This window comes from Xanthomonas cissicola (assembly GCF_008801575.1).
In the GTDB taxonomy this organism is placed as follows: Bacteria; Pseudomonadota; Gammaproteobacteria; order Xanthomonadales; family Xanthomonadaceae; genus Xanthomonas; species Xanthomonas cissicola.
In genome coordinates this window covers 36,361-57,772 of record NZ_VZPL01000012.1, presented here as the reverse complement: position 1 = coordinate 57,772, position 21,412 = coordinate 36,361, and the positions used below count along the sequence as shown (strand labels likewise).

Sequence of the window (21,412 nt, the reverse complement as noted above, 5' to 3'; positions counted from 1 at the left end):
CACCGCGCCGCTGTCGCCCCTGCAGTGCAGCGGCTAACATCGGCCGACCCCCACGCTTCCTTGGTTCTCATGTCGGCTCCTTCTTCGCGTCCTGCGGCCCCGCCGCGCTGGTTCGTCGCTGGCGATCTCAATGGCTTCTTCGGCCTGGTGGTCGACAACCTGTCCATCCTCGGCTTCATCGCGATGGCCTTGGTCGGCATCTTCCAGTTCCCGGCCGAGGTGGTATTCGCGCGCATGTTCCCCGGCACCGCATTCGGTGTGCTGGTGGGCAACCTGCTGTACACCTTGATGGCGCGGCGGCTGGCCGCGCGCACCGGGCGCGACGACGTCACCGCCATGCCGCTGGGCCTGGACGCGCCCACCAGCATCGGCATGGCGCTGCTGGTGCTCGGCCCGGCATTTGCCGGTTTCAAGGCGCAGGGGCTGGACCCGCAGGCCGCCGCGATCGCCACCTGGAAACTCGGCATGGCCGCGTTGGTGGTGATAGGCCTGCTCAAGCTGGTGCTGTCGTTCGCAGGCGAAGCGGTGACGCGCGCGCTGCCGCGTGCGGCCTTGCTCGGTTCCATCGCCGGTATCGCGCTGGTGCTGATGGGCTTGTTGCCGTTGCTGGAAACGCTACGTTCGCCGGTGGCCGGCTTCGTCACCCTGGGCCTGCTGCTGTACGTGCTGCTCGCCAAGGGCCGCCTCCCGACCAAATTGCCCGGCGTGCTGGTGGCGTTCGTGATCGGCACCGCGTTGTATTACGGGCTTGGCCTGGCGGGATGGGGTGCCCCTGGCTTCGCCTTGCCGGCGTGGAATCCGCCGCAGATCGTGCTGCCGCTGCCGACGCTGGGCTTTATCGACGGCCTGCCGGCCACGGTGGCGTACCTGCCGTTGCTGTTGCCGTTCGGCTTGTTGATGGTGGTGGGCGGCATCAACGTCAGCGAGAGCGCGCGCGCGGCAGGCGACGATTACCGCACCCGCGACATCCTGCTGGTGGAAGCCTTGGCCACGCTGGTGGCCGGCGTCTGCGGCGGCGTCGCGCAGACCACGCCGTACATCGGCCAGCCCGCGTACAAACACATGGGCGCGCGCTCCGGTTATACGCTGCTGACCGGGGTGTTCGTCGGGATCGGTGGCATGCTTGGCGTGATCAGCGGCCTGGTGCAATGGCTGCCGCTGGCCGTGCTGGCGCCGATCATCGTGTATGTCTCCATCGATATCACCACCCAGGCATTTCAGGCCACGCCCAAGCAGCACGCCGGCGCGATGGTGCTGGGCTTTCTGCCGTCGGTCGCGTACCTGCTGACCATCAAGGCGCCGGGCTGGATTGCGCCGGATCAGCTGGTCGCGCTGACCACCAAGGTCGATGGCCACGGCCTGCCGGAGCTGGCAGTCATTTTCGCGCTGGGCAATGGCTTCATCATCACCGCGATGCTGTGGATCGCCACGGTGGCGGCGATGATCGATGGCCGCTTGCGACGCGGCGCGGTCTTCCTGCTGGTGGCTGCCGGGCTGACCCTGTTCGGCCTGATCCATTCGGTGGACCCGCGCGGCGGCATCTATCTGCCGTGGTCGCTGCAAGGCCTGGCGCGGGTGATCAGCTGGCAGTTCGTCGGTGCCTATGTGACCCTGGCGGCGACGCTGCTGTTGCTGTCGCTGCTGCCAGCGCGCAAGGAGGCGTTGCAGTGATTGGTCGGATGCGGGTTGTGCGGTGCATTGTGGGTAGTGCGTTAGTGCTGAGCGCTGGCGCCGCATGGTCGGCATCGTTCGACTGCAAACAGGCGGGTACGCCGGTGGAACGGCGGCTGTGCGCCGTGCCTGCGCTCGGTCAACTGGACGATCAACTGGATGAGGCGTATCGCGGCGTGCTGGATACCGCGCCGCGTGACTCGCTCACCGCAGTACGCGATCAGCAACGCGCCTGGTTGCGCCAGCGCAATGCCTGCGCGCAGGACGCCAAGGTGGATGACTGCCTGCAACGCAGTTTGAAGGCCAGGGTCGATGCGCTGGGCAAGACACTCGACGCCCAGCAGCAAACGCTGGACCGCATCATCGCCAGCATCCCGAAAACGCCAGCGGACGCTGCGCGCCAATTGCAGGGCTACGACGCGCCGCTGGCATCGGCATGGCTGGCGTATCTGCATCACTTCGTGCCTGCCGCAGGCGTGGATGCGGCGTTGGCGAACGTGCGTTTTGAAAGCGCACGCAAGGCGCTACGCAAGACCGACGATTTCGCGGCGTCCTTGCTCGACGATGTGGATGGCGCGCCTGCCATGCAACAGCAACAGCGTGTGCTGACCCTGTTGCGCATGTGGATCGAGCGCGAGGATCGTTCGGAGCGGCCGTATGTGCATTGCTTCATCTTCGCTGCAGTGGGCGAGCCGGCCTATGACGCGTTCGGTCCGCTCTATGGCTCGATACGCGACAGTTTCGCGCCGATCTGCGAGCCGCCTGGTGGGCTGTTCGCGCGACCGAGCTGGAAACAGCTGGATGCCGGGTTCGCAGGGCTGATCGAAGCCTTGAGCAAGGACGCGGGCACCATTCGCTACGCCAGCTACGCGGAGTGGCAAATCATCGCGCTGCGCGCTGCCGTGTCGCCGGCATTGTATCTGCAGCCGGAATTGCGCAAGCGCTACGGCAACGATCCGGATCAGGTGATTGCTGCGTGGTCCGGCGAGGACAGCGACTGGCCGGTAGCCGAGCGCAACGCCGTGCGCGCGCTGTTGCCCAAGGTGCGCGCAGAGACAGCCGCCTGGCTGGCAAGCGAAAAGCGCATGCCGGCCAGGCAGGCCGAACAGGTTGCCGCTGCCATTGTCGCGGCCTGGGTGAATGCGCGGTTGGATTTCGCGGGCTAAGTGGAGTGGATCGCGCAGCGGAGGTTCTTCCGGTTCGCTGTCGGGCCCTGGCCCGCCCACCATCGCAGGACACGCTGCAAGTCCGTCCCTGTAGCTCCTTGGCGGCATCCATGCTGCATAAGGTGCCGCGATAGCGGGCAGGCAAGGACCAATTGAACTGGTCGAACTGTAGGACTTCCCACACACAGCGGCGAGCCGGCCGCTGCGTTTTCCGGAAATCGCGAGCGTATCGCGCTACGCCCCAACTCAAGCGGCTAAACGAGCGACACCGTAAATCGATGGAACCACCGCAGCATCCCACGGTCACACCTTGGGATGTTGTCGATGTCAGGAGTTCCACGATGCAAAGCAAATCCTCGCGCTGGCCGTGGTTGTTGGCGGTCCCATTGATCGCTGGCGCCGCGTGGTGGTTGTTCAGCGGCCCGCCCGATCCGCAGGGCACCTTGCCTGCACCCATCAGCCGTACCGCCAGTGCTGTGGCCGCCGCGGTCAGCCCGCAGCCGACGCCCGTAAATAGCGAGCCACGTCACCCGGTGCCGGCAGCGTCGGCCGACGCTGCGGATGCTGCAGTTCCTGCGTTGGCGCAAAGCGACGCTGCCGCGTGGCAAGCGCTGCTGGCGTTGGTGCAGGACGATGACGCGTTGTCGATCGTGTTGCGCAAGCACCTGATCGAACGCGTGGTGGTGATGATCGACAATCTCACCCAGCCCAGTATCAGCCGCCGTGCCTCGGTGTTGCAGCCGGTGCCTGGCGAGTTGCAGGTCTCTGGCAGCGGCGATCATCAGGTGCTCGATCAGGCCAATGCGGCGCGCTATGCACCTTACGTGGCCGCGTTCACCGGCGTGGACGCGCAAGCCATGGCGCGCAGCTATGTGCGCTTTTATCCACTGTTTCAGCAGGCGTACGCGGATCTGGGCGCGCCGGATCGTTACTTCAACGACCGCGTCGTCGATGTGATCGACCACCTGCTGCGCACGCCCGAGCCGACGCAGCCGATCGCCGTGCAACGCGACGAACGTGGCCGCTACCGATTCGTCGCCCCATCGCTGGAGTCGCTGTCGGTGGGGCAGAAGGCGCTGCTGCGGCTGGGACCGACGCAGGCGACAGCAGTCAAAACGCAACTGCAGCGGATTCGCACGGCCCTGCTGCAGGGGCGCTGAGGCCGCTGGCGTCCCACTCCTCTGACGCCAAAGCCCGCAGGCCAGACTGCCGTGCGGCTTTCGCACATAAGTGAGTACGTGGGTACATCGACTCATGCTGCACAGCGCGATCGACGGCGGGCGGTTTTACTGCATGATCGGAAGCAGCAATCAGCAATCAGCAATACGGCCCGCGGCACACCCTCATGTGGCGCTCGCGTACTACCATCGACCGAGGCGACCGGCGCCGCTGCCTATGCCGCATCCAGCTCCGGGTAATGACGGAAGATGCCATCGGTGTTGAAAGCCACACGTCGTTCGGACGCCAGATAGGCCGCAACACGCGGCCGTTGGGCCACGCGCTGCTGCAGCGCCTTCAGCCCTGGAACGTTTTTTGCCAGCGTCGCCATGCGCTTGGGGAACATGTACTCCAGGCCGCTGACCAGCTGGAATAGCGATAGGTCTACGTACGAATACGTGCCGAGCACATGCGTGCCCCCGGCGTGTTGCAGTACCTGCTCGAAATAGCCCAGGAACTTGGGCAGGCGGTTCTCACGCAGGTCCTTCGCACGCTTGGCCGCCTCGGCTTGCTGGTCTTCGTAATACAGGCCAGTCGCAATCGGGTGGTGCGTGTCGTGCACCTCGGCCACCAGGTCGGCAATGGTCAGCTGCAATTGCAGCGCCTGTAGGCGCTGCGGCTCCGAATCGCGCACCAATTGCAGCTGCGGCCCGATGAAGTGCAGGATCGCCGCGACCTGCGCCACCACGATGTCACCCGCTTTTAGAAAAGGCGGTGCGAACGGCTGCGCACCTGCGTGTTCCCCTTCCAGAAACGCATTCATGACCTCGTCGCCTTGCACCCGCGCCACATCGGTGTAGGCGGCGCCAGCATCTTCCAGGGCCAAACGCACGAACTCGCCGCGGCCCTGCAGGCCGGTCCAGTAGTACAGTTGATAGTGCATGCGCGGCTCCGCGATCGAGGGCAGCGCAGCGTAGGAAACTCCCGGCTAGACGCGCGTGATCGACGCGTCAGCAGGTTGTGACTCGTGGACGGTGCGCGGCTGCGCCTGCAGCCAGGCCAGTTTGCGCGCACGCGGCAGGCGTTTGAGTGCGCACTCTGCGCGTGATGCGCTGGCGCGGTCCGGGTAGGGGTGGCTGGCGAGCATCTGCACGGGCGGATTGGCGCGCGTGTAGCGTGCGCCGGTGCCACGCAGATGCGCCTGGAAGCGCCGCTCCAGATCGTTGGTAATGCCGGCGTAGTAGCTGCCGTTGCGACACAGCAGCAGGTAGAGGTGCCAGGGCTTGAGTGCATCCATCCGCGCATTATCGCCACTCGCCTGGGCTTGCGCAGCGTGGCTGCGCGACGGGCTATCCGGCTGCCGGCCAGGCGCGATCCGCCGCGGGGGTGAATAACCACCTAAACATTGGTTATTTGACGCTCGCGACGCCGGCAAACAGCATGCCGTATTGCATTGCGCGGTCGAGACCGGCTTGGCTGCCGGTACGTAAACCACGCGGCGCGGCGACCCTACGGCGCATGCCGGCCGCAGCGACGCTGCGCACCAACCAGCCCCTACAAAAGGACGTCAATGATTGCGCGACACCGGAGCCCGGCGGGCATCGTTTCTGCTTCCAGATGGTGGGGCACACCGCAGTTGCTGGCATGGAGCCTGGCATGCGCCTGCATGCCGGCCGTTGCCGACGAAGCGGGCGATGCCGACGCAGCGCCGGAGCGCACGGCGCAGACCCTGGGGGCGGTGACCGTCACCGCCACGCGCCGCGAAACCACCTTGCAACAAGTGCCGCTGGCGGTGTCCGTGGTGCAGGGCGAAACGCTGGAGCGCGAGAACCGCAACAACGTGGCCGACCTGCCGGCGCTGGTGCCCAGCCTGACCTTCCGCACCGGTGCTTCCAACAAGGACACCTCGTTGTTCCTGCGCGGCGTGGGCACCATTTCGACCTCGCCGGGCGTGGAGCCCAGCGTGGCCACCGTGATCGATGGCGTGGTGCTGGGCCGGCCGGGCCAGGCCACGCTGGATCTGCTCGATGTCGAGCGCATCGAAGTACTGCGCGGGCCGCAGGGCACCTTGTTCGGCAAGAACGCTTCCGCCGGCGTACTCAATATCGTCAGCAAGCCGGCGCCGGAGGTATTCGGCGGGTATGTGGATTATTCGCACTTCGGTGGCGGCGACGAAGACCGCCTGCGTGCCAGCGTCGGCGGCACGCTGGTGCCGGAGCTGCTCAAGGCCAGCGTGTCGGCATTGTGGGCCGAGTACGGCGGCAACGTGCGCAATGTGGCCGACGGCCAGACCGTCAACGGCTACCGCCGCGCCGGCGCGCGCTTGCGGCTGGACCTGAGCTCGAACCCTGGCTTGAACGCGACGCTGCTGGCCGACTACCTGCAATCGCACAGCGACGCGCCCAGCGGTGTGGTGGTGGACAGCACGCGTGCCGACTTCGCCGCGGCGCTGGCACCGGTCATCGCCAGGGACGACAACCGGCAGATCAACAGCGATTACCGCACGTACCTGGACGACATCAACAAGGGCGCCTCGCTGCAGCTGGACCAGCAGCTCGGCGATGCGCTGCTGACCTCGATCAGCGCCTGGCGGCAGTGGGACAACACCCAATTCCAGGATGGCGACCGCACCGCGCAACGCAGCGCAACGTTTCCGTCCTCGCACGACCGTGGCGATCTGGGGTATACGCAATACTCGCAGGAAGTGCGCATCGAGACGCCGCGCGACCGTGCGGTGGAAGCGGTGGCCGGCCTGTACTACCTGCACGCGCGCAGCGACGAAACCTACCAGCGCACGGTGACCTCGCCGACCGCAAGCAACGTGGGCGTGGCCGATTACGATACCCGGGCCGAAACCTATGCAGCGTTCGGCGAGGCCACCTGGCATTGGCGTCCGGATCTGCGCGCCTTGCTCGGCGCGCGCTTCACCCGCGACACGCTCGACTATCAACACCAGCGCGTGTCCACATCTGCAAGCGCGGTCACCGGTATCCAGCCCGCCACCGCCAGCAGCGGGAGCACCGCAGACAACGGCGTCTCCGGCCGTGCCGGGCTGCAGTACGACGTCGATGCGCGAACCACCGGCTACCTCACGTATTCGCGCGGCTACAAGGGCCCGGCCTACAACGTGTTCTTCAACATGCAGCCGCGCGATACGCCGGCGCTGAAGCCGGAAACCTCCAACGCGTGGGAGCTGGGCCTGAAGGCGCGCGCCCTGGACGATCGCCTCAGTGCGAACGTGGCGTTGTTCCATACCGAATACGCCAATTACCAGGCCAACTTCTTCGACACCGTGGCCGGGCAGGTGGTGACGCGCCTGATCAACGCCGGGCAGGTGCGCACGCAGGATGTGGAGCTGGATCTGGAGTATCGGCCCACCGAGCGGCTTAGCCTGGCGGCGTCGCTGGCCTATACGCAGGCACGCATCCAGCGCTTCGCCTGCCCGGCAGCTGCGGCAGCCAATTGCAACGTGGATGGCAAGCCGTTGCCGTTCTCGCCGGACTGGAAGGGCAACCTGCGCGCGGCCTATCGCGTGCCGTTGCGCGGCAGTCTGGCGCTGGAATTCAACGGCGATGTGAGCTGGCAGGACAGCGTGCAGTACGACCTCAGCCAGACCGCACAAACCATTCAGGGCCCTTACGCAATCTGGAATGCCAGCATTGCGTTGGCCGACGATCTGCATGGCTGGCGGGTGGCGGTGCTGGGTCGCAATCTCGGCGACCGCGCGTATGCACCGTTGCTGGCCAATGCGACCGGCAACGTCTATCGATTGGTGCCACGCGACGATCAGCGTTATGTCGGGCTGCAAGTGCATAAGGATTTTTGACGAATGGGTGTGATGTTTCTTGATGTTGCTGTGAGCAGTGACATGGCTGCCGTCCGCGGTCCGCTGCGATGAGCGCGCCACGTCAGCTGTCGCTGGGCGCATTCCTGATGGCCACCGGCCATCATGTGGCGGCGTGGCGGCATCCGCAGGCCAGTGCCGACACGCTGGTGTTCGACCATTACCGCGAGATGGTGCGCATTGCCGAAGCCGCGAAGTTCGATGCGGTGTTCGTTGCCGATAGTTTGGCTGCGGCCGGTGGGCCGGTGGCCTCGCGCATGGCGCGTTCCAGCCTGTTCGAGCCGCTCACCCTGCTCAGCGCGTTGGCAGTGGTGAGCGAGCGCATCGGTCTGATCGCCACCGTGACCACCAGCTATAACGAGCCGTATCACGTGGCGCGCAAGTTCGCCTCGCTGGATCATCTCTCCGGCGGGCGTGCCGGCTGGAATCTGGTGACCTCCGACGCCGCCGATGAAGCGCTGAATTTCAACCGCGATGCGCATTACGTGCACGCCGAGCGCTATGCGCGTGCGCGCGAATTCCAGCAGGTGGTGGCCGGGCTGTGGGACAGTTGGGACGACGATGCGTTCATTGCGGATAAGGCCGCCGGCCTGCATCACGACCCGGCGCGGGCGCATGTGCTGGATCACCGCGGCACGCATTTCCAGGTGCGTGGCCCGCTCAATATTGCGCGCGCCCCACAAGGGCATCCGGTGCTGGTGCAGGCCGGTTCGTCCGAGCCTGGGCGTGCGCTGGCCGCCGAGACTGCCGAGGTGGTCTTCACCGCGCAGTCGTCATTGGCCAAGGCACAGGCGTTCTATGCCGACCTCAAGGGCCGGCTGGACCAGTTCGGTCGCTCACGCGATGCGTTGAAGGTGTTGCCCGGTGTGTTCATCGTGGTGGGCCAGAGCCAGGCCGAAGCGCAGGAAAAATTCGAGCAGTTTCAGGACCTGGTGGAACCGGCGGTGGGCATCGCATTGCTGTCGCGCATGTTGGGCAATTTCGATCTGTCGGCCTATCCGCCGGATGGCCCGCTGCCGGATTTACCGCTCACCGAAACCGGCCAGCGCAGCCGCCAGCAGTTGTTCACCGAACTGGCGGGACAGGAGCAGTTGAGCATCGCCCAGCTCGGCCGGCGTATCGCGGGCGGGCGCGGCCATTACAGCCTGATCGGCACCCCCACGCAGATCGCCGACGAGCTGCAGGCCTGGTTCGAACAGGGCGCTGCCGATGGCTTCAACGTGTTGGTGCCGCATCTGCCCGGTGGCCTGGCCGATGTGGCCGCGCATGTCGTGCCGGAGCTGCAGCGACGTGGCGTGTTCCGGCGTGAATATGCCGGGCGCACGCTGCGCGATCATCTGGGGCTGCAACGCCCCGTCAATCGCTTCAGCGCACGCTGATCAACCGGACACACTCATGAGCTATCTCGCACATCCCGATCGTTACGACCGTATCGCCTACCGCCGCGTTGGCCGCAGCGGCCTTGTGTTGCCTGCGTTATCGCTGGGCCTGTGGCACAACTTCGGCGACAGCACGCCGATCGAGACGCAACGCGCACTGCTGCGTACCGCGTTCGATCTGGGCATCACCCATTTCGACCTGGCCAACAACTACGGCCCCCCCTACGGCAGCGCCGAGATCAATTTCGGCCGACTGTTGCGTGAAGATTTCAAGCCGTATCGCGATGAGTTGATCATCTCCACCAAGGCCGGCTGGGACATGTGGCCGGGCCCGTACGGGCAGGGCGGCAGTTCGCGCAAATACCTGTTGTCCAGCCTGGATCAGAGCCTGCAACGCCTGGGCGTGGACTACGTGGACATCTTCTACTCGCACCGCTTCGATGCTGATACCCCGCTGGAGGAGACTGCCGGTGCATTGGCCAGCGCGGTGCAGCAGGGCAAGGCGCTGTATGTGGGCATATCGTCGTATTCGGCCGGGCGTACACGCGAGATCGCCGCACTGCTGCGCGAGTGGAAGGTACCGCTGCTGATTCATCAACCCGCCTACAACCTGTTCAATCGTTGGGCCGAACATGAGCTGTTCGATGCCACTGCGGAGGTTGGCGCTGGTGTGATCGCATTCACGCCGCTCGCGCAGGGCTTGTTGACCGGCAAATATCTCAATGGCGTGCCCAGTGATGCGCGCGTCAACCGCCCCGGTGGTCAGTCGCTGCGGCCGGAACATCTGTCCGATGACAACCTGCAACGCGCACGTGGGCTGGATGCGATTGCGCGCGGGCGTGGGCAGAGCCTGGCGTAGCTTGCATTGGCCTGGGTGCTGCGCGACCCACGCGTGAGCTCGGCGTTGCTGGGCGCCAGCCGCCCGGAGCAATTGGTCGAGAACGTGGCGGCATTGCAGGCGCCGCCGTTCAGTCCAGAAGAGTTGGCCGAGATCGATCGCCATGCGGTCGAAGGCGGCATCAACCTCTGGGAAAAACCCTCCACCGATTGGCAATGAGGAAGCCGCAGATGCGCTACCGCGTGACAGCTACCACCATCGAAGCGGCGATGCAGCCATCGGGCTGGCGCGGCCGTGGCGTGCAACCGGCAACCGCGATGCGGGCAACGGGCAGGCAGCAGACGGTGTGCCGCTCGCTGATGGCCGCGCGTGCGGCCGCGTACGCCGTGTTGGCAAGTGCCTTGCTGTTGGCGAGTCTTGTGTGGGCGCAGCCTGCGCTGGCGACCGAGCTGGCGCAGTTGCGGATCGGTTATCAAAAGGCGGTCTCCAGTTTGGTGTTGGCCAAGCAGCATCGTTTGCTGGAGCAGCGCTTTGCGCAGACCAAGATTACCTGGGTGGAATTTCCGGCCGGCCCGCAACTGCTGGAAGCATTGAATGTGGGCAGCATCGACCTGGGTGGCGCCGGCGATATTCCACCGCTGTTTGCGCAGGCTGCCGGTGCCGATCTGCTCTACGTGGGCTGGGTGCCGCCCACGCCCAAGGCCGAGACCATTCTGGTACCGAGCAAAAGCGCGCTGCGTACGGTGGCCGACCTCAAGGGCAAGCGTATCGCCTTTCAGAAAGGCTCGAGTGCGCACAATCTGCTGCTGCGGGTGTTGGCCAAATCAGGTCTGAGCATGCGCGATATCACGCCGCTGTATCTGTCGCCAGCCAATGCGCGTGCGGCGTTCGCAGCCGGGCAGGTGGACGCATGGGCGATCTGGGACCCGTGGTATTCGGCGTTGACGCTGGATGGCAGCGCACGCCTGCTCGCCAATGGCGAAGGCCTGGGGCTCACCGGTGGGTTTTTCCTGTCGTCGCGTCGCTATGCCACGGCGTGGGGGCCGTTCGTGCAGCAGGTGATGGGCACGCTCAATCAGGCCGATGGCCTGCTGGAGCGCGACCGTGCCGGCAGCATCAAGATATTGGCGCAGGTGAGTGGGCTGCCGCCCGCAGTGGTGGAGCGCACGCTGGCGCATCGCCCACCGGCCAGCGTGCAACCGCTCAGCGCGCAGGTCATCAAGGCACAGCAGGCCACTGCCGATCTGTTCTATGCGCAGCGCCTGTTGCCCAAACGCGTGCTGGTGGCACCGGCGGTCTGGCGTGCGCCGGATGCTGGCACAGCGCAGGCGGTGAGCAAATGATGCGTTGGAGTGCAAGCAGATGCAGGAGCCGCGGCCATGGCGCTGCGCGTGGCCGGGCCTGTGCAGCCGTTTCGATCCTACGCGACACGCTGCAGCGCGCCACGACCGAGGTGTCGCGATGAGCGCCGCCTCGCGCCGCCTGGGCAACGCATTGTTGCCCTGGCTGCTGCCGCTGGGCTTGCTGGCGGGCTGGCAGATTGCAGCGTCCAGCGGTTGGTTGCCGCAGCGCATCCTGCCCGCGCCGGATGCGGTGCTGCGTGCGGCAGCCACGTTGGTGCGCAGCGGCGAGTTGTGGCAACACCTGGCCGTCAGCAGCTGGCGCGCGGCGGTCGGCCTGGCGATTGGCGGCAGCATCGGATTTGCGCTCGGCCTGTTGATCGGCGTCTGCCGCGTGGCCGAGCGCCTGCTCGACAGCGCCCTGCAGATGCTGCGCAACGTGCCGCATCTGGCGCTGATTCCGCTGGTGATCCTGTGGTTCGGTATCGATGAGGGCGCCAAACTGTTTCTGGTCGCCTTGGGCACCTTTTTTCCGATCTATCTCAACACCTACCACGGCATCCGTAGCGTGGACCCGGCCTTGATCGAGATGGCGCGCAACTATGGCCTGCGCGGTCCGCAGCTGTTCCGGGACGTGCTGTTGCCAGGTGCGTTACCGTCGATTCTGGTGGGCTTGCGGTTCGCGTTGGGCCTGATGTGGCTGACCCTGATCGTGGCCGAGACCATCTCTGCCAGTTCCGGCATCGGCTATCTGGCAACGAACGCGCGCGAATTCTTGCAGACCGATATCGTGGTGGTCGCCATCGTGCTGTACGCGCTGCTCGGCAAGCTGGCCGATCTGGCCGCGCGCGGGCTGGAAGCCTGGTGGCTGGGCTGGCATCCGGCGCAACAACAGCGTGCGGAGCTACGCCGATGAGCGCTGCCACCACCTGGCTGCCGCTGCGCGTACGCGGCATCGCGAAACGTTATGGTGACAGCGACGTGTTGCGCGGCATCGACCTGGAGATCGCGCCCGGTGCGTGCGTGGCGATCGTGGGGCGTAGCGGCTGCGGCAAGAGCACATTGCTGCGCGTGATCGCGGGGCTGGAAACGGCCGATGTCGGCACGGTCGACAGCGGGCGCGCGCCATTGGCAGCGCAGCGCGATGCGGTGCGGCTGATGTTTCAGGACGCCCGCCTGCTGCCGTGGAAGCGGGTGATCGACAACGTGGCGCTTGGCCTGGGCCGGGCCGGCCGTGCGCAGGCGCAGCAAGCGCTGGACGCGGTCGGCCTCGGCACACGCGGCAATGAGTGGCCGGCGGCGCTATCGGGCGGTCAGCGTCAGCGTGTGGCGTTGGCGCGCGCGTTGGTACATCGGCCGCGGCTGTTGCTGCTCGACGAACCGCTGGGAGCGCTGGATGCGCTGACGCGCATCGAGATGCAGCAGTTGATCGTGCAATTGTGGCGGCAGCACGGTTTCACCCTGGTGCTGGTCACCCACGATGTGGCCGAGGCGAGCGCGCTGGCCGACCGCATTGTGGTGATCGAACACGGCAAGGTCGGTCTGGATCTGGCCGTGCCGGTGCCGCATCCGCGCGCGCCCGGGCTGCCTGCGCTGGCAACGCTGCAGACCCAGGTGCTGTCGCGTCTGCTGGGAACGGCGCCGCTGCCGGAGCCGGGTGCTGCGGCGAAGGTCGAGGCTTGGCGGGGCACGACGCACGAGGCGGCGGCGCGCGGTGAATCGCCGTTGCAGCGGATCGTCTAGCGCCGGGCGCTGCGCCCACTTTCCGCGCCCAGGCGGGGAGCCTGGGCCACGCGTGCACCGCTAGCCAGCCGCCGCGAAGCTGCCGCAGGGGCCGCTGTCATCCCCACACAAGACCGTCAGCGCGCACCGCCTTCGCAAGCCCGCTTGGGCTGCACTGGCCCCTCCGCTGCCTGCCTCCAGCACCGGCACACCTTGAAACCCCGCGCGGCAACCGCATCTGCACGGTATCGCCGGCGGTGCCGGCCACCTGTTCAGAGGATCTCTCCATGCGGATGGACAAGCTCACCTCGCGGTTCCAGCAGGCGCTGGCCGACGCGCAGTCGTTGGCTGTGGGCCGCGACCACAACATCATCGAGCCGGTGCACGTGCTGGCCGCGCTGCTCGACCAGAGCGGCGGCAGCACCCGACCGCTGCTGTCGCAGGCCGGCGTCAACGTGCCGCTGCTGCGCGAGCGCCTCGGCGAGGCGCTGGACACGCTGCCCAAGGTGTCCGGGCAGGAAGGCAATCTGTCGATCGGCAACGATCTCAATCGCCTGCTCAACCAGACCGACAAGCTTGCCCAGCAACATGGCGACGCGTTCATCGCCAGCGAATGGTTCGTGCTGGCCGCCGCCGACGATGCCAGCCCGCTGGGCGTGGCGTTGCGCGCTGCCGGCGGTGACAAGAAGAAGATCGAAGCGGCCATCGACAAGCTGCGTGGTGGCGAAACCGTGCAGTCGGAAAACGCCGAAGAACAGCGCCAGGCGCTGGAGAAATACACCATCGATCTGACCGCACGCGCCGAGAGCGGCAAGCTCGATCCGGTGATCGGCCGCGACGAAGAAATCCGCCGCACCATCCAGGTGCTGCAGCGCCGCACCAAGAACAACCCGGTGCTGATCGGCGAACCTGGCGTGGGCAAGACCGCCATCGTCGAGGGCCTGGCCCAGCGCATCATCAACGGCGAAGTGCCCGAAGGCCTGCGGGGCAAGCGCGTGCTGTCGCTGGACATGGGCGCGCTGATTGCCGGTGCCAAGTTTCGCGGCGAGTTCGAAGAACGCCTGAAGGCGGTGCTCAGCGACCTGTCCAAGAACGAAGGCCAGATCATCCTGTTCATCGATGAGCTGCACACCATGGTCGGCGCCGGCAAGGCCGACGGCGCGATGGATGCCGGCAATATGCTAAAGCCGGCGCTGGCGCGCGGCGAGCTGCATTGCATCGGCGCCACCACGCTGGACGAATACCGCAAGTACATCGAAAAAGATGCGGCATTGGAGCGCCGCTTCCAGAAAGTGTTCGTGGGCGAGCCGACGGTGGAAGACACCATTGCGATCCTGCGTGGGCTGAAGGAGCGCTACGCCGTGCATCACGGCGTGGAGATCACCGACCCGGCCATCGTGGCCGCGGCGACGTTGTCCAATCGCTACATCACCGACCGCCAGTTGCCGGACAAGGCCATCGATTTGATGGACGAAGCGGCATCGCGCATCCGTATGGAGATCGACTCCAAGCCGGAAGAGCTCGACCGGCTGGAGCGCCGCCTGATCCAGCTCAAGATCCAGCGCGAGATGCTCAAGAAGGAAAAGGACGAGGCCTCGCGGCAGCGCCTGGCCGATCTGGAAAGCGATATCGACAAGCTCGAACGCGAGTTCTCCGATCTCAATGAAGTGTGGAAGTCGGAAAAGGCGGCGCTGCAGGGCACCACCAAGATCAAGGAGCAGATCGAGCACGCCAAGCTGGAACTGGAGGCCGCGCAGCGCCGCCAGGACTACGCCAAGATGAGCGAGATTCAGTACGGCGTGCTGCCGCAACTGGAAAAGCAGATGCTGCTCGCCAACGAGGTGGAACACCACGATTTCAAGCTGGTGCAGGACCGCGTGACCGCCGAGGAAATCGCCGAAGTGGTGTCGCGCTGGACCGGCATTCCGGTCAACAAGATGCTCGAAGGCGAGCGCGACAAGCTGTTGCGCATGGAAGACGAACTGCATCATCGCGTGGTCGGGCAGAACGAGGCGATCAAGGTGGTGTCCGATGCGGTGCGCCGCTCGCGCGCCGGCCTGTCCGACCCGAACCGCCCCAGTGGCTCGTTCCTGTTCTTAGGTCCCACCGGCGTGGGTAAGACCGAGCTGTGCAAGGCGCTGGCGGATTTCCTGTTCGACAGCGCCGAAGCGATGATTCGCATCGACATGAGCGAGTTCATGGAGAAGCATTCGGTCGCGCGCCTGATCGGTGCACCTCCTGGCTATGTGGGCTATGAAGAAGGCGGTTATCTCACCGAGGCCGTGCGTCGTCGTCCGTATTCGCTGATCCTGCTGGACGAAGTGGAAAAGGCGCATCCGGATGTCTTCAACATCCTGCTGCAGGTGCTCGACGATGGCCGCCTGACCGATGGCCAGGGCCGCACCGTGGACTTCCGCAATACCGTCATCGTGATGACCTCCAACCTGGGCTCGCACCAGATCCAGGAGCTGTCCGGCGACGATAGCGCCGAGGCGTACACGCAGATGAAGGCCGCGGTAATGGGGGTGGTGCAGGCCCACTTCCGCCCGGAGTTCATCAACCGGCTGGACGACATCGTGGTGTTCCATCCGCTGGACAAGGCGCAGATCAAGTCGATTGCGCGCATCCAGTTGCAAGGCCTGGAAAAACGCCTGGCCGAGCGCGGCCTCAAGTTGGACCTGGACGATGCGGCGCTGGAGGTGCTGGGCAGTGTCGGCTTCGACCCGGTGTACGGCGCGCGTCCGCTCAAACGCGCGATCCAATCGCAGGTGGAGAACCCGCTGGCGCAGCAGATCCTGTCGGGCCAGTATCTCAGCGGCGATAGCGTGCGCGTGCGTGCCGACGGCGGACGGCTGGTGTTTACCAAGGACTGAGCGCGAGGCCCGCACGGCGTAGGAGTGCACTGGGCGCGATGGCTTTACAGGGAACGCCCATCGCGCCCAGGTGCGCTCCTACGTCGAGCTGGAACGTGCGGCTGGCCGGCCGCCGCAGATCTCGGCGGCGCGGTCCGCCAATCCTGCTACCATGCGCGCCCCTGAGGTGACTGCCGGTTGGCCGGTGGTTTAAACGGGAATCCGGTGCGCGGATCGCTTTGGCGAGCTGCAATTCCGGAGCTGCCCCCGCAACGGTGGGCGAGGTCAGATGCCGCACTACGCCACTGTGCAGTCGCATGGGAAGGCGCGGCATCGGAAGCGCCAGCTTCCACTCGCAAGCCCGGAGACCGGCCTGAGGGATTGACCCGGCACGCGGTGGGCGTGGCCTTGCTCGTCTGACGCTGCGCGCCGGACGCTTGGCCCGTTGCTGCCTGCCGCCCGATTGCCCACGCGCGGGTTGGCGCGGTTCCAGGAGCAGCAGTTGATGTCCCTTTCTTCCGTTTCGCCGCGTCGTGCCGTGCTCGCCGTGGGGCTGTCGCTGTGCATTGCCACTGTGGCCCAGGCCAAGGCCGCCATCGATCTGGACCAAGTCGTGGTCACCGCCTCGCGTACCGCACAGACCCAGGACCAGACGCTGGCGCCGGTCACGGTGATCGACCGCGCGCAGATCGAGCGTCGTCAGGTCAATTCGCTGCAGGACCTGTTGCGTGGCGAAGCGGGCGTGTCGCTGGCCAACAATGGCGGGCCTGGCAAGGCGACCTCGCTGTTCCTGCGCGGCACCGAGGCAGACCATGTGGTGGTGCTGATCGATGGCGTGCGCATCGGCTCGGCCACCGCTGGCGGCGCGGCGTTGCAGGATCTGCCGATCGAGCAGATCGAACGCATCGAAATCGTGCGTGGCCCGTTTTCCAGCCTGTATGGCTCCGAAGCGCTGGGCGGGGTGGTCCAGATCTTTACCCGGCGTCCGCAAGGCGGTTTGGTGCCGACCTTGAGCGTGGCGGCCGGCAGCGACAACGCGCGACGCTACGGCGCGGGCATTGCGGGGCGCAGCCCGGGCGATCTGAGCGACGCCGGTGGTTGGTATTCGGTGAACGCCGTGCACGACGAAACCGACGGTATCAACGCGTATCTGGATACCGGCTCCAGCGCCTACGACCCGGACCGCGACGGCTATCGCAACGATTCGTTGAGCGCGCAGGGCGGCTGGCGTTTCAATCGCCAGTGGGATGCCGATGTGCATGTATTGCGCGCGCAGAGCCGTAACGAATACGACGGTTCGGCATTCGGCGGCAATCTGAGCAAGGGCGTGCAGCAGGCCATCGGCGGCCGCGTGCGTTACGCCCCGAGCGATGCGCTCAAGCTCACTGCCAGCGTGGGCAGCAGCGCCGATCTGAGCGATGCGTACTACCAAGGCGCCTATCTGTCGACCTACGACACCCGCCGCAAGCAGGGTGCGTTGCAGGCCGATCTCGACACCGGCCCCGGTCTGCTCACGGTCGGCTTCGATTGGCAGCGCGACGCCATCGCCAGCAGCGATACCTACGATGCCGACAGCCGCATCGACCGCGCCGCATTTGCGCAATGGCAGCAGACGTTTGGCAGCCAATCGCTGCAGGCCAGCCTGCGTCGCAACGACAACAGCCAGTTCGGCGGCAAGACCACCGGCAGCCTGCTGTGGGGTTGGGATGTCGCCGAGCATCTGCGCCTGACCGCCAGCTACGGCACTGCGTTCAAGGCGCCCACCTTCAATGAGTTGTATTACCCCGAATACGGAAACCCGCTGCTCGGCCCGGAAACCTCCAAGAGTGCCGAGCTCGGCCTGCGCGGTCGCTACGACTGGGGCACCTGGACGCTCAGCGCGTTCCAGACCCGTATCGACGACCTCATCGCCTACGATGCGTCGTTGGTGGATGCGACGCATCCGTTCGGGCAGCCGAACAATATCGATCGGGCGCGCATTCGCGGCGCGGAAGCCGGCTACGACACCGAGCTGGCCGGCTGGACCCTGCGCAGCGCGTTGACCTGGCTTGCGCCGCAGGCCGATGGCGAGGTCAATCATGGCAACTGGTTGCCGCGGCGTGCGCGCCAGAGCGGGCGCATCGATGCCGACCGCAGCATCGGTGCATTCGGCATCGGCGCAAGCCTGTTCGGATCGGGTGCACGCTACGACGATCTGGCCAATACCGATCGCCTGGCCGGCTACGGCTTGCTGGATCTGCGCGTGAGTTATGCAGTGAATGCGGACTGGAAGGTGCAACTGGCCGCCAACAATGTATTCGACCGCCACTACGAAACCGCACGTTGGTACGCCCAGCCAGGCCGCAATTATCTGCTGACCTTGCGCTACCAACCGGCGCACTGAGAGCAGCCGACGACACGACTGCGCAGCCAACGGATGGGCGCGCGCGGTGCCCGGATCCGCATGGACCAGGCGGACACCGCGGTTGCTCGCGCTGTCCGCGTTTCACCTGGCGATTGCCCGCGACATTTTGTTAGCCGCTCTAAGCCGCGCAGTCGGCGCTTGCTGCTGGATGCAAGGATCGTTACGGTTTGCAGGGGGCGATCATTTGCCTGATGTCTGTTGCGCCATCCGGGTGGCGATCGAAAATCTGAAGGAGACCATCGATGCCGCCGTTATCCCGCTCTTCCGAACGCCTGTTGTTCATCGCTTCGATGCTGCTGATGACCGCGACCCGCTTCCATCATGTCAGTGACTGGCTGCACCTACCGGATGCATCCATGGCCGTGTTCTTTCTCGGCGGCCTGGCCTTGCGGCGGCACGGCTACTTCATCGCCTTGCTGGGGTTGTCGGTGGCGATCGATTGGACTGCGGTGCGCCTTGCCGGCGTCAGCGACTTCTGCATCACGGCGGCCTACGCGGCATTGCCGGTGGCCTATGGCGTGCTCTGGTACGCCGGGCGCGCGACTCACGCACGTCTGCGGCCAGGCGCTGCGTCGCTGAGCATCGCCTGGGGCCTAGGCACCTTGGCCGCTGTGCTGTCGTTCTTGATCTCCAATGGCGCGTTCTACTGGTGGGGCGGGCGCTACACCGACCCGCACTGGGCGCAGTATCTGCAGCGCGCCTGGCAGTGGGGACCGCTGTTCGTGCGCACGACAGCGCTGTATCTGGCGGTGGTGCTGGCAGCCGCATGGTGCGCGCTGCGCTGGCGCGCCGCAACGTCGTTCTCCACGCCATCGGAAGTGTCATGATGGCGCCGCCGCGCGCAGCTGCGACGCCGTTGCCGTTGCACGGCACAGCGGCCAGAGCGTGCGGCATCGCACTTGCCGTCTTGATGGTCTGTGCGCGCGGCGAGCATTTTGCGAATGTGGATGCCTTGCCCACGGCCTCATGGGCGGTGTTTTTTCTGGCCGGCGCGTTGTTACGCCCGCTGTGGATGTTGCCGCTGCTGTTCGGGATCGTATCGCTGCTGGATCTGATCGGCCTGGCCTCGGGCAGCAGCAGCGACTGGTGCCTGTCGCCGGCGTACTGGGCGTTGGCGTTGGCGTACGCCGCGTTGTGGTGGGGCGGCCTGCTGTCTGCGTTGCAACTGCAGCGCCAGGGCTGGCGTCGTGTCGTCGGGCCGCTGTTGGCCTTGCTGATCAGCGGCAGCGCCGCCTATCTGCTCTCCAAAGCCGGCTTCTATTTCCTGTCTGGTCGCTACCCGCATGCCACGCCGGGCGGGTTCATTGCGCGCGTGCCGGCGGACTATCCACACGCCCTTGCAACCCTGGCCGGCTATGTCGGCCTGGCCTTCGCGCTGTTGGCTGCACGACGCTCCGCTGGTGCACGTCCACCCCTTGGAGCGCGCGCATGACCAGCCCCGAGCACGATCAAGCGCATTATCGCGAACGTGCGCAGCGCAAGAAGGAATTGGTCGACCGGCGCATCGCACGTGCGGTGATCGACCGCGGTGTGCTGCTGGTCAATACCGGCAATGGCAAGGGCAAGAGCTCGTCCGGCTTCGGCATGCTGGCGCGTTCGCTTGGGCATGGCCTGTATTGCGGCGTCGTGCAATTCATCAAGGGCACATTTTCGACCGGCGAAGAAGCGTTTTTCCGTCGCTTTCCGGATCTGCTCGATTATCACGTCATGGGCGAAGGCTTCACCTGGGAAACCCAGGACCGCGCACGCGACATCGCCGCCGCGCAGGCCGCCTGGCAGCTCGCGCGCGGCATGCTGGCCGATGCGCGCTACGACTTCGTGCTGCTGGACGAACTCAACATCGCGCTGGTGAAAGACTACATCGCGCTGGATGAGGTGCTTGCTGCCGTGGCCGCGCGACCGCCCGGCCAGCACGTGGTGATCACCGGGCGCGGCGCGCCGGACGGGTTGATCGAAGTCGCCGACACCGTGACCGAGATGCGCCTGGTCAAGCACGCCTTCAATGCCGGCATCAAGGCGCAACTCGGCATCGAGCTGTAGCCGTGAGCGTGCGCGCGCAACGCCTCGTATGGCTCGGCATGCTGGCTGGCATGCGCCGGGACTGCACGCCATGCTGCTGGTGATTGCCACCTCTGCCGTGCTCCTGGATCTGCTGCTCGGCGAGCCGCGGCGCGGACATCCGCTGGTGCTGTTCGGGAACTGGGCCCAACGTGTCGAAGCGCGTCTGCACCGCGACCGTCGCAGCGCCGGCATCCTGGCGTGGTGCGTGAGCGTGTTGCCGTTGACCTGTGTCGCTGCAGTGGTGCAATGGGGGCTGTGGTGCGTGTCGCCCTGGGCGGCGGCGGGGTTTGCCGCGATCACGCTGTATTTGGCGCTGGGCCTGCGTAGCCTGGGTGAACACGCGCAAGCGGTGATCGATGCGCTGCAGGTCGCTGATCTGCCTGCCGCCCGCGCTGCAGTGGGCCGTATCGTCAGTCGCGATACGGCCGCACTGGACGCGACCCAGGTCGCTGCCGCAGCGACCGAGTCGGTACTGGAGAACGGCAGCGATGCCGTCTTCGCCGCGCTGGTCTGGGGCGTCGTGCTGGGCGCGCCGGGAGCGGTGTTGTATCGGCTATCCAATACGCTGGATGCGATGTGGGGCTACCGCACGCCGCGCTATGTCAACTTCGGCTGGGCTGCGGCGCGCATCGACGATGCGTTGAACTGGCTGCCGGCGCGGCTGACCGCAGCGACCTATGCGGTGCTGGGTCGCACCTGCGCGGGCATGCGCTGCGCCTGGCGGCAGGGACGTGGCTGGAAAAGCCCCAATGCCGGTCCCGTGATGGCAGCGGGTGCAGGCGCGCTGCATGTCCAACTGGGCGGGCCTGCGCCGTACCACGGCCATTGGCAGGCACGCCCCGCGCTGGGCGAGGGCGCGGCGGCAAGCGCAAATAGCGTGCAACGTGCGTTGCGGCTGGTGCGCGCCGGTGTCGCGTCCTGGCTGCTGCTGGGCGTGCTGGCAACTGCGCTGGCGATGCGATGATCGGCACGCGGAT

The 21,412-nt window shown here is 66.1% G+C and carries 16 protein-coding genes, 1 pseudogene and 1 riboswitch; of the genes and pseudogenes, 15 read left to right on the top strand and 2 right to left on the bottom strand.

Features of this window, described 5'->3' with window-relative positions; translation table 11 throughout:
• Nucleotides 1–69: 69 nt before the first annotated feature.
• The 3 genes from F7R02_RS07505 (at nucleotide 70) to F7R02_RS07495 (ending at nucleotide 3,997) form a co-directional block, all read left to right on the top strand.
• The gene (locus tag F7R02_RS07505; protein WP_078517263.1) at nucleotides 70–1,671 is read left to right on the top strand and encodes a SulP family inorganic anion transporter; all 1,602 of its coding nucleotides are present in this window, start codon (nucleotides 70–72) and stop codon (nucleotides 1,669–1,671) included.
• On the top strand, nucleotides 1,671–2,837 hold the full coding sequence (locus F7R02_RS07500; protein WP_078590300.1) for a lysozyme inhibitor LprI family protein: 1,167 nt from the start codon (nucleotides 1,671–1,673) through the stop codon (nucleotides 2,835–2,837). The genes F7R02_RS07505 and F7R02_RS07500 overlap by 1 nt, the downstream gene beginning before the upstream one ends.
• Before the next feature lie 341 nt (nucleotides 2,838–3,178).
• Nucleotides 3,179–3,997 carry a DUF3014 domain-containing protein gene (locus F7R02_RS07495; protein WP_078590277.1) on the top strand — a complete coding sequence of 273 codons (819 nt, stop codon included), beginning with the start codon at nucleotides 3,179–3,181 and terminating at the stop codon, nucleotides 3,995–3,997.
• Nucleotides 3,998–4,230: 233 nt separating this feature from the next.
• On the opposite strand, the gene F7R02_RS07490 is transcribed toward F7R02_RS07495, so the two are convergent.
• Entirely contained in the window at nucleotides 4,231–4,938 is a 708-nt protein-coding gene (locus F7R02_RS07490; RefSeq protein WP_003488653.1) for a glutathione S-transferase, read from the bottom strand.
• 45 nt (nucleotides 4,939–4,983) lie between these two features.
• Entirely contained in the window at nucleotides 4,984–5,292 is a 309-nt protein-coding gene (locus tag F7R02_RS07485) for a GIY-YIG nuclease family protein (protein ID WP_005915765.1), read from the bottom strand.
• A gap of 369 nt (nucleotides 5,293–5,661) precedes the next feature.
• Between F7R02_RS07485 and F7R02_RS07480 the strand changes: the two genes are divergently transcribed.
• The 12 genes and pseudogenes from F7R02_RS07480 to cbiB all read left to right on the top strand — a co-directional run bounded on the left by F7R02_RS07480 (nucleotide 5,662) and on the right by cbiB (nucleotide 21,399).
• Nucleotides 5,662–7,821: a TonB-dependent receptor gene (locus F7R02_RS07480; protein ID WP_078590299.1), complete on the top strand. Its 2,160-nt coding sequence runs from the start codon at nucleotides 5,662–5,664 to the stop codon at nucleotides 7,819–7,821.
• A 68-nt stretch (nucleotides 7,822–7,889) separates the two neighbouring features.
• Entirely contained in the window at nucleotides 7,890–9,218 is a 1,329-nt protein-coding gene (locus F7R02_RS07475; RefSeq protein WP_033484405.1) for an LLM class flavin-dependent oxidoreductase, read from the top strand.
• Nucleotides 9,219–9,234: 16 nt separating this feature from the next.
• Nucleotides 9,235–10,275: pseudogene (gene mgrA, locus F7R02_RS07470) on the top strand (L-glyceraldehyde 3-phosphate reductase).
• Nucleotides 10,276–10,286: 11 nt separating this feature from the next.
• Nucleotides 10,287–11,399: an aliphatic sulfonate ABC transporter substrate-binding protein gene (locus tag F7R02_RS07465; protein WP_078590298.1), complete on the top strand. Its 1,113-nt coding sequence runs from the start codon at nucleotides 10,287–10,289 to the stop codon at nucleotides 11,397–11,399.
• Nucleotides 11,400–11,517: 118 nt separating this feature from the next.
• On the top strand, nucleotides 11,518–12,312 hold the full coding sequence (gene ssuC, locus F7R02_RS07460; RefSeq protein ID WP_078590276.1) for an aliphatic sulfonate ABC transporter permease SsuC: 795 nt from the start codon (nucleotides 11,518–11,520) through the stop codon (nucleotides 12,310–12,312).
• A complete protein-coding gene (locus F7R02_RS07455; RefSeq protein ID WP_078590275.1) occupies nucleotides 12,309–13,139 on the top strand; it encodes an ATP-binding cassette domain-containing protein in 831 nt (276 codons plus the stop codon). The genes ssuC and F7R02_RS07455 overlap by 4 nt, the downstream gene beginning before the upstream one ends.
• 266 nt (nucleotides 13,140–13,405) lie before the next feature.
• Nucleotides 13,406–15,991: an ATP-dependent chaperone ClpB gene (clpB, locus tag F7R02_RS07450; protein ID WP_078590274.1), complete on the top strand. Its 2,586-nt coding sequence runs from the start codon at nucleotides 13,406–13,408 to the stop codon at nucleotides 15,989–15,991.
• A gap of 147 nt (nucleotides 15,992–16,138) precedes the next feature.
• Nucleotides 16,139–16,361: riboswitch (cobalamin riboswitch) on the top strand.
• A gap of 114 nt (nucleotides 16,362–16,475) precedes the next feature.
• Nucleotides 16,476–18,353 carry a TonB-dependent vitamin B12 receptor gene (gene btuB, locus F7R02_RS07445; RefSeq protein ID WP_139371017.1) on the top strand — a complete coding sequence of 626 codons (1,878 nt, stop codon included), beginning with the start codon at nucleotides 16,476–16,478 and terminating at the stop codon, nucleotides 18,351–18,353.
• A 263-nt stretch (nucleotides 18,354–18,616) separates the two neighbouring features.
• Nucleotides 18,617–19,201: a hypothetical protein gene (locus tag F7R02_RS07440; protein WP_078568209.1), complete on the top strand. Its 585-nt coding sequence runs from the start codon at nucleotides 18,617–18,619 to the stop codon at nucleotides 19,199–19,201.
• Complete coding sequence (locus F7R02_RS07435; protein WP_078590273.1) at nucleotides 19,201–19,806, top strand: hypothetical protein; 606 nt, start codon at nucleotides 19,201–19,203, stop codon at nucleotides 19,804–19,806. The genes F7R02_RS07440 and F7R02_RS07435 overlap by 1 nt, the downstream gene beginning before the upstream one ends.
• The gene (gene cobO / locus F7R02_RS07430) at nucleotides 19,803–20,414 is read left to right on the top strand and encodes a cob(I)yrinic acid a,c-diamide adenosyltransferase (protein WP_078568210.1); all 612 of its coding nucleotides are present in this window, start codon (nucleotides 19,803–19,805) and stop codon (nucleotides 20,412–20,414) included. The genes F7R02_RS07435 and cobO overlap by 4 nt, the downstream gene beginning before the upstream one ends.
• Before the next feature lie 70 nt (nucleotides 20,415–20,484).
• Nucleotides 20,485–21,399 (top strand): adenosylcobinamide-phosphate synthase CbiB, encoded by a 915-nt coding sequence (cbiB, locus tag F7R02_RS07425; RefSeq protein ID WP_078590296.1) that lies wholly within the window; start codon nucleotides 20,485–20,487, stop codon nucleotides 21,397–21,399.
• Nucleotides 21,400–21,412 lie beyond the last annotated feature (13 nt).

Coding starts and splice junctions, on each gene's coding strand:
- F7R02_RS07485 (WP_005915765.1), bottom strand. CDS start 5,292: ATGGATGCACTCAAGCCCTGGCACCTCTACCTGCTGCTGTGTCGCAAC.
- F7R02_RS07495 (WP_078590277.1), top strand. CDS start 3,179: ATGCAAAGCAAATCCTCGCGCTGGCCGTGGTTGTTGGCGGTCCCATTG.
- F7R02_RS07490 (WP_003488653.1), bottom strand. CDS start 4,938: ATGCACTATCAACTGTACTACTGGACCGGCCTGCAGGGCCGCGGCGAG.
- cbiB (WP_078590296.1), top strand. CDS start 20,485: ATGCTGCTGGTGATTGCCACCTCTGCCGTGCTCCTGGATCTGCTGCTC.
- F7R02_RS07475 (WP_033484405.1), top strand. CDS start 7,890: ATGAGCGCGCCACGTCAGCTGTCGCTGGGCGCATTCCTGATGGCCACC.
- F7R02_RS07465 (WP_078590298.1), top strand. CDS start 10,287: ATGCGCTACCGCGTGACAGCTACCACCATCGAAGCGGCGATGCAGCCA.
- F7R02_RS07435 (WP_078590273.1), top strand. CDS start 19,201: ATGGCGCCGCCGCGCGCAGCTGCGACGCCGTTGCCGTTGCACGGCACA.
- F7R02_RS07440 (WP_078568209.1), top strand. CDS start 18,617: ATGCCGCCGTTATCCCGCTCTTCCGAACGCCTGTTGTTCATCGCTTCG.
- clpB (WP_078590274.1), top strand. CDS start 13,406: ATGCGGATGGACAAGCTCACCTCGCGGTTCCAGCAGGCGCTGGCCGAC.
- btuB (WP_139371017.1), top strand. CDS start 16,476: ATGTCCCTTTCTTCCGTTTCGCCGCGTCGTGCCGTGCTCGCCGTGGGG.
- cobO (WP_078568210.1), top strand. CDS start 19,803: ATGACCAGCCCCGAGCACGATCAAGCGCATTATCGCGAACGTGCGCAG.
- F7R02_RS07505 (WP_078517263.1), top strand. CDS start 70: ATGTCGGCTCCTTCTTCGCGTCCTGCGGCCCCGCCGCGCTGGTTCGTC.
- F7R02_RS07480 (WP_078590299.1), top strand. CDS start 5,662: ATGCCGGCCGTTGCCGACGAAGCGGGCGATGCCGACGCAGCGCCGGAG.
- F7R02_RS07455 (WP_078590275.1), top strand. CDS start 12,309: ATGAGCGCTGCCACCACCTGGCTGCCGCTGCGCGTACGCGGCATCGCG.
- ssuC (WP_078590276.1), top strand. CDS start 11,518: ATGAGCGCCGCCTCGCGCCGCCTGGGCAACGCATTGTTGCCCTGGCTG.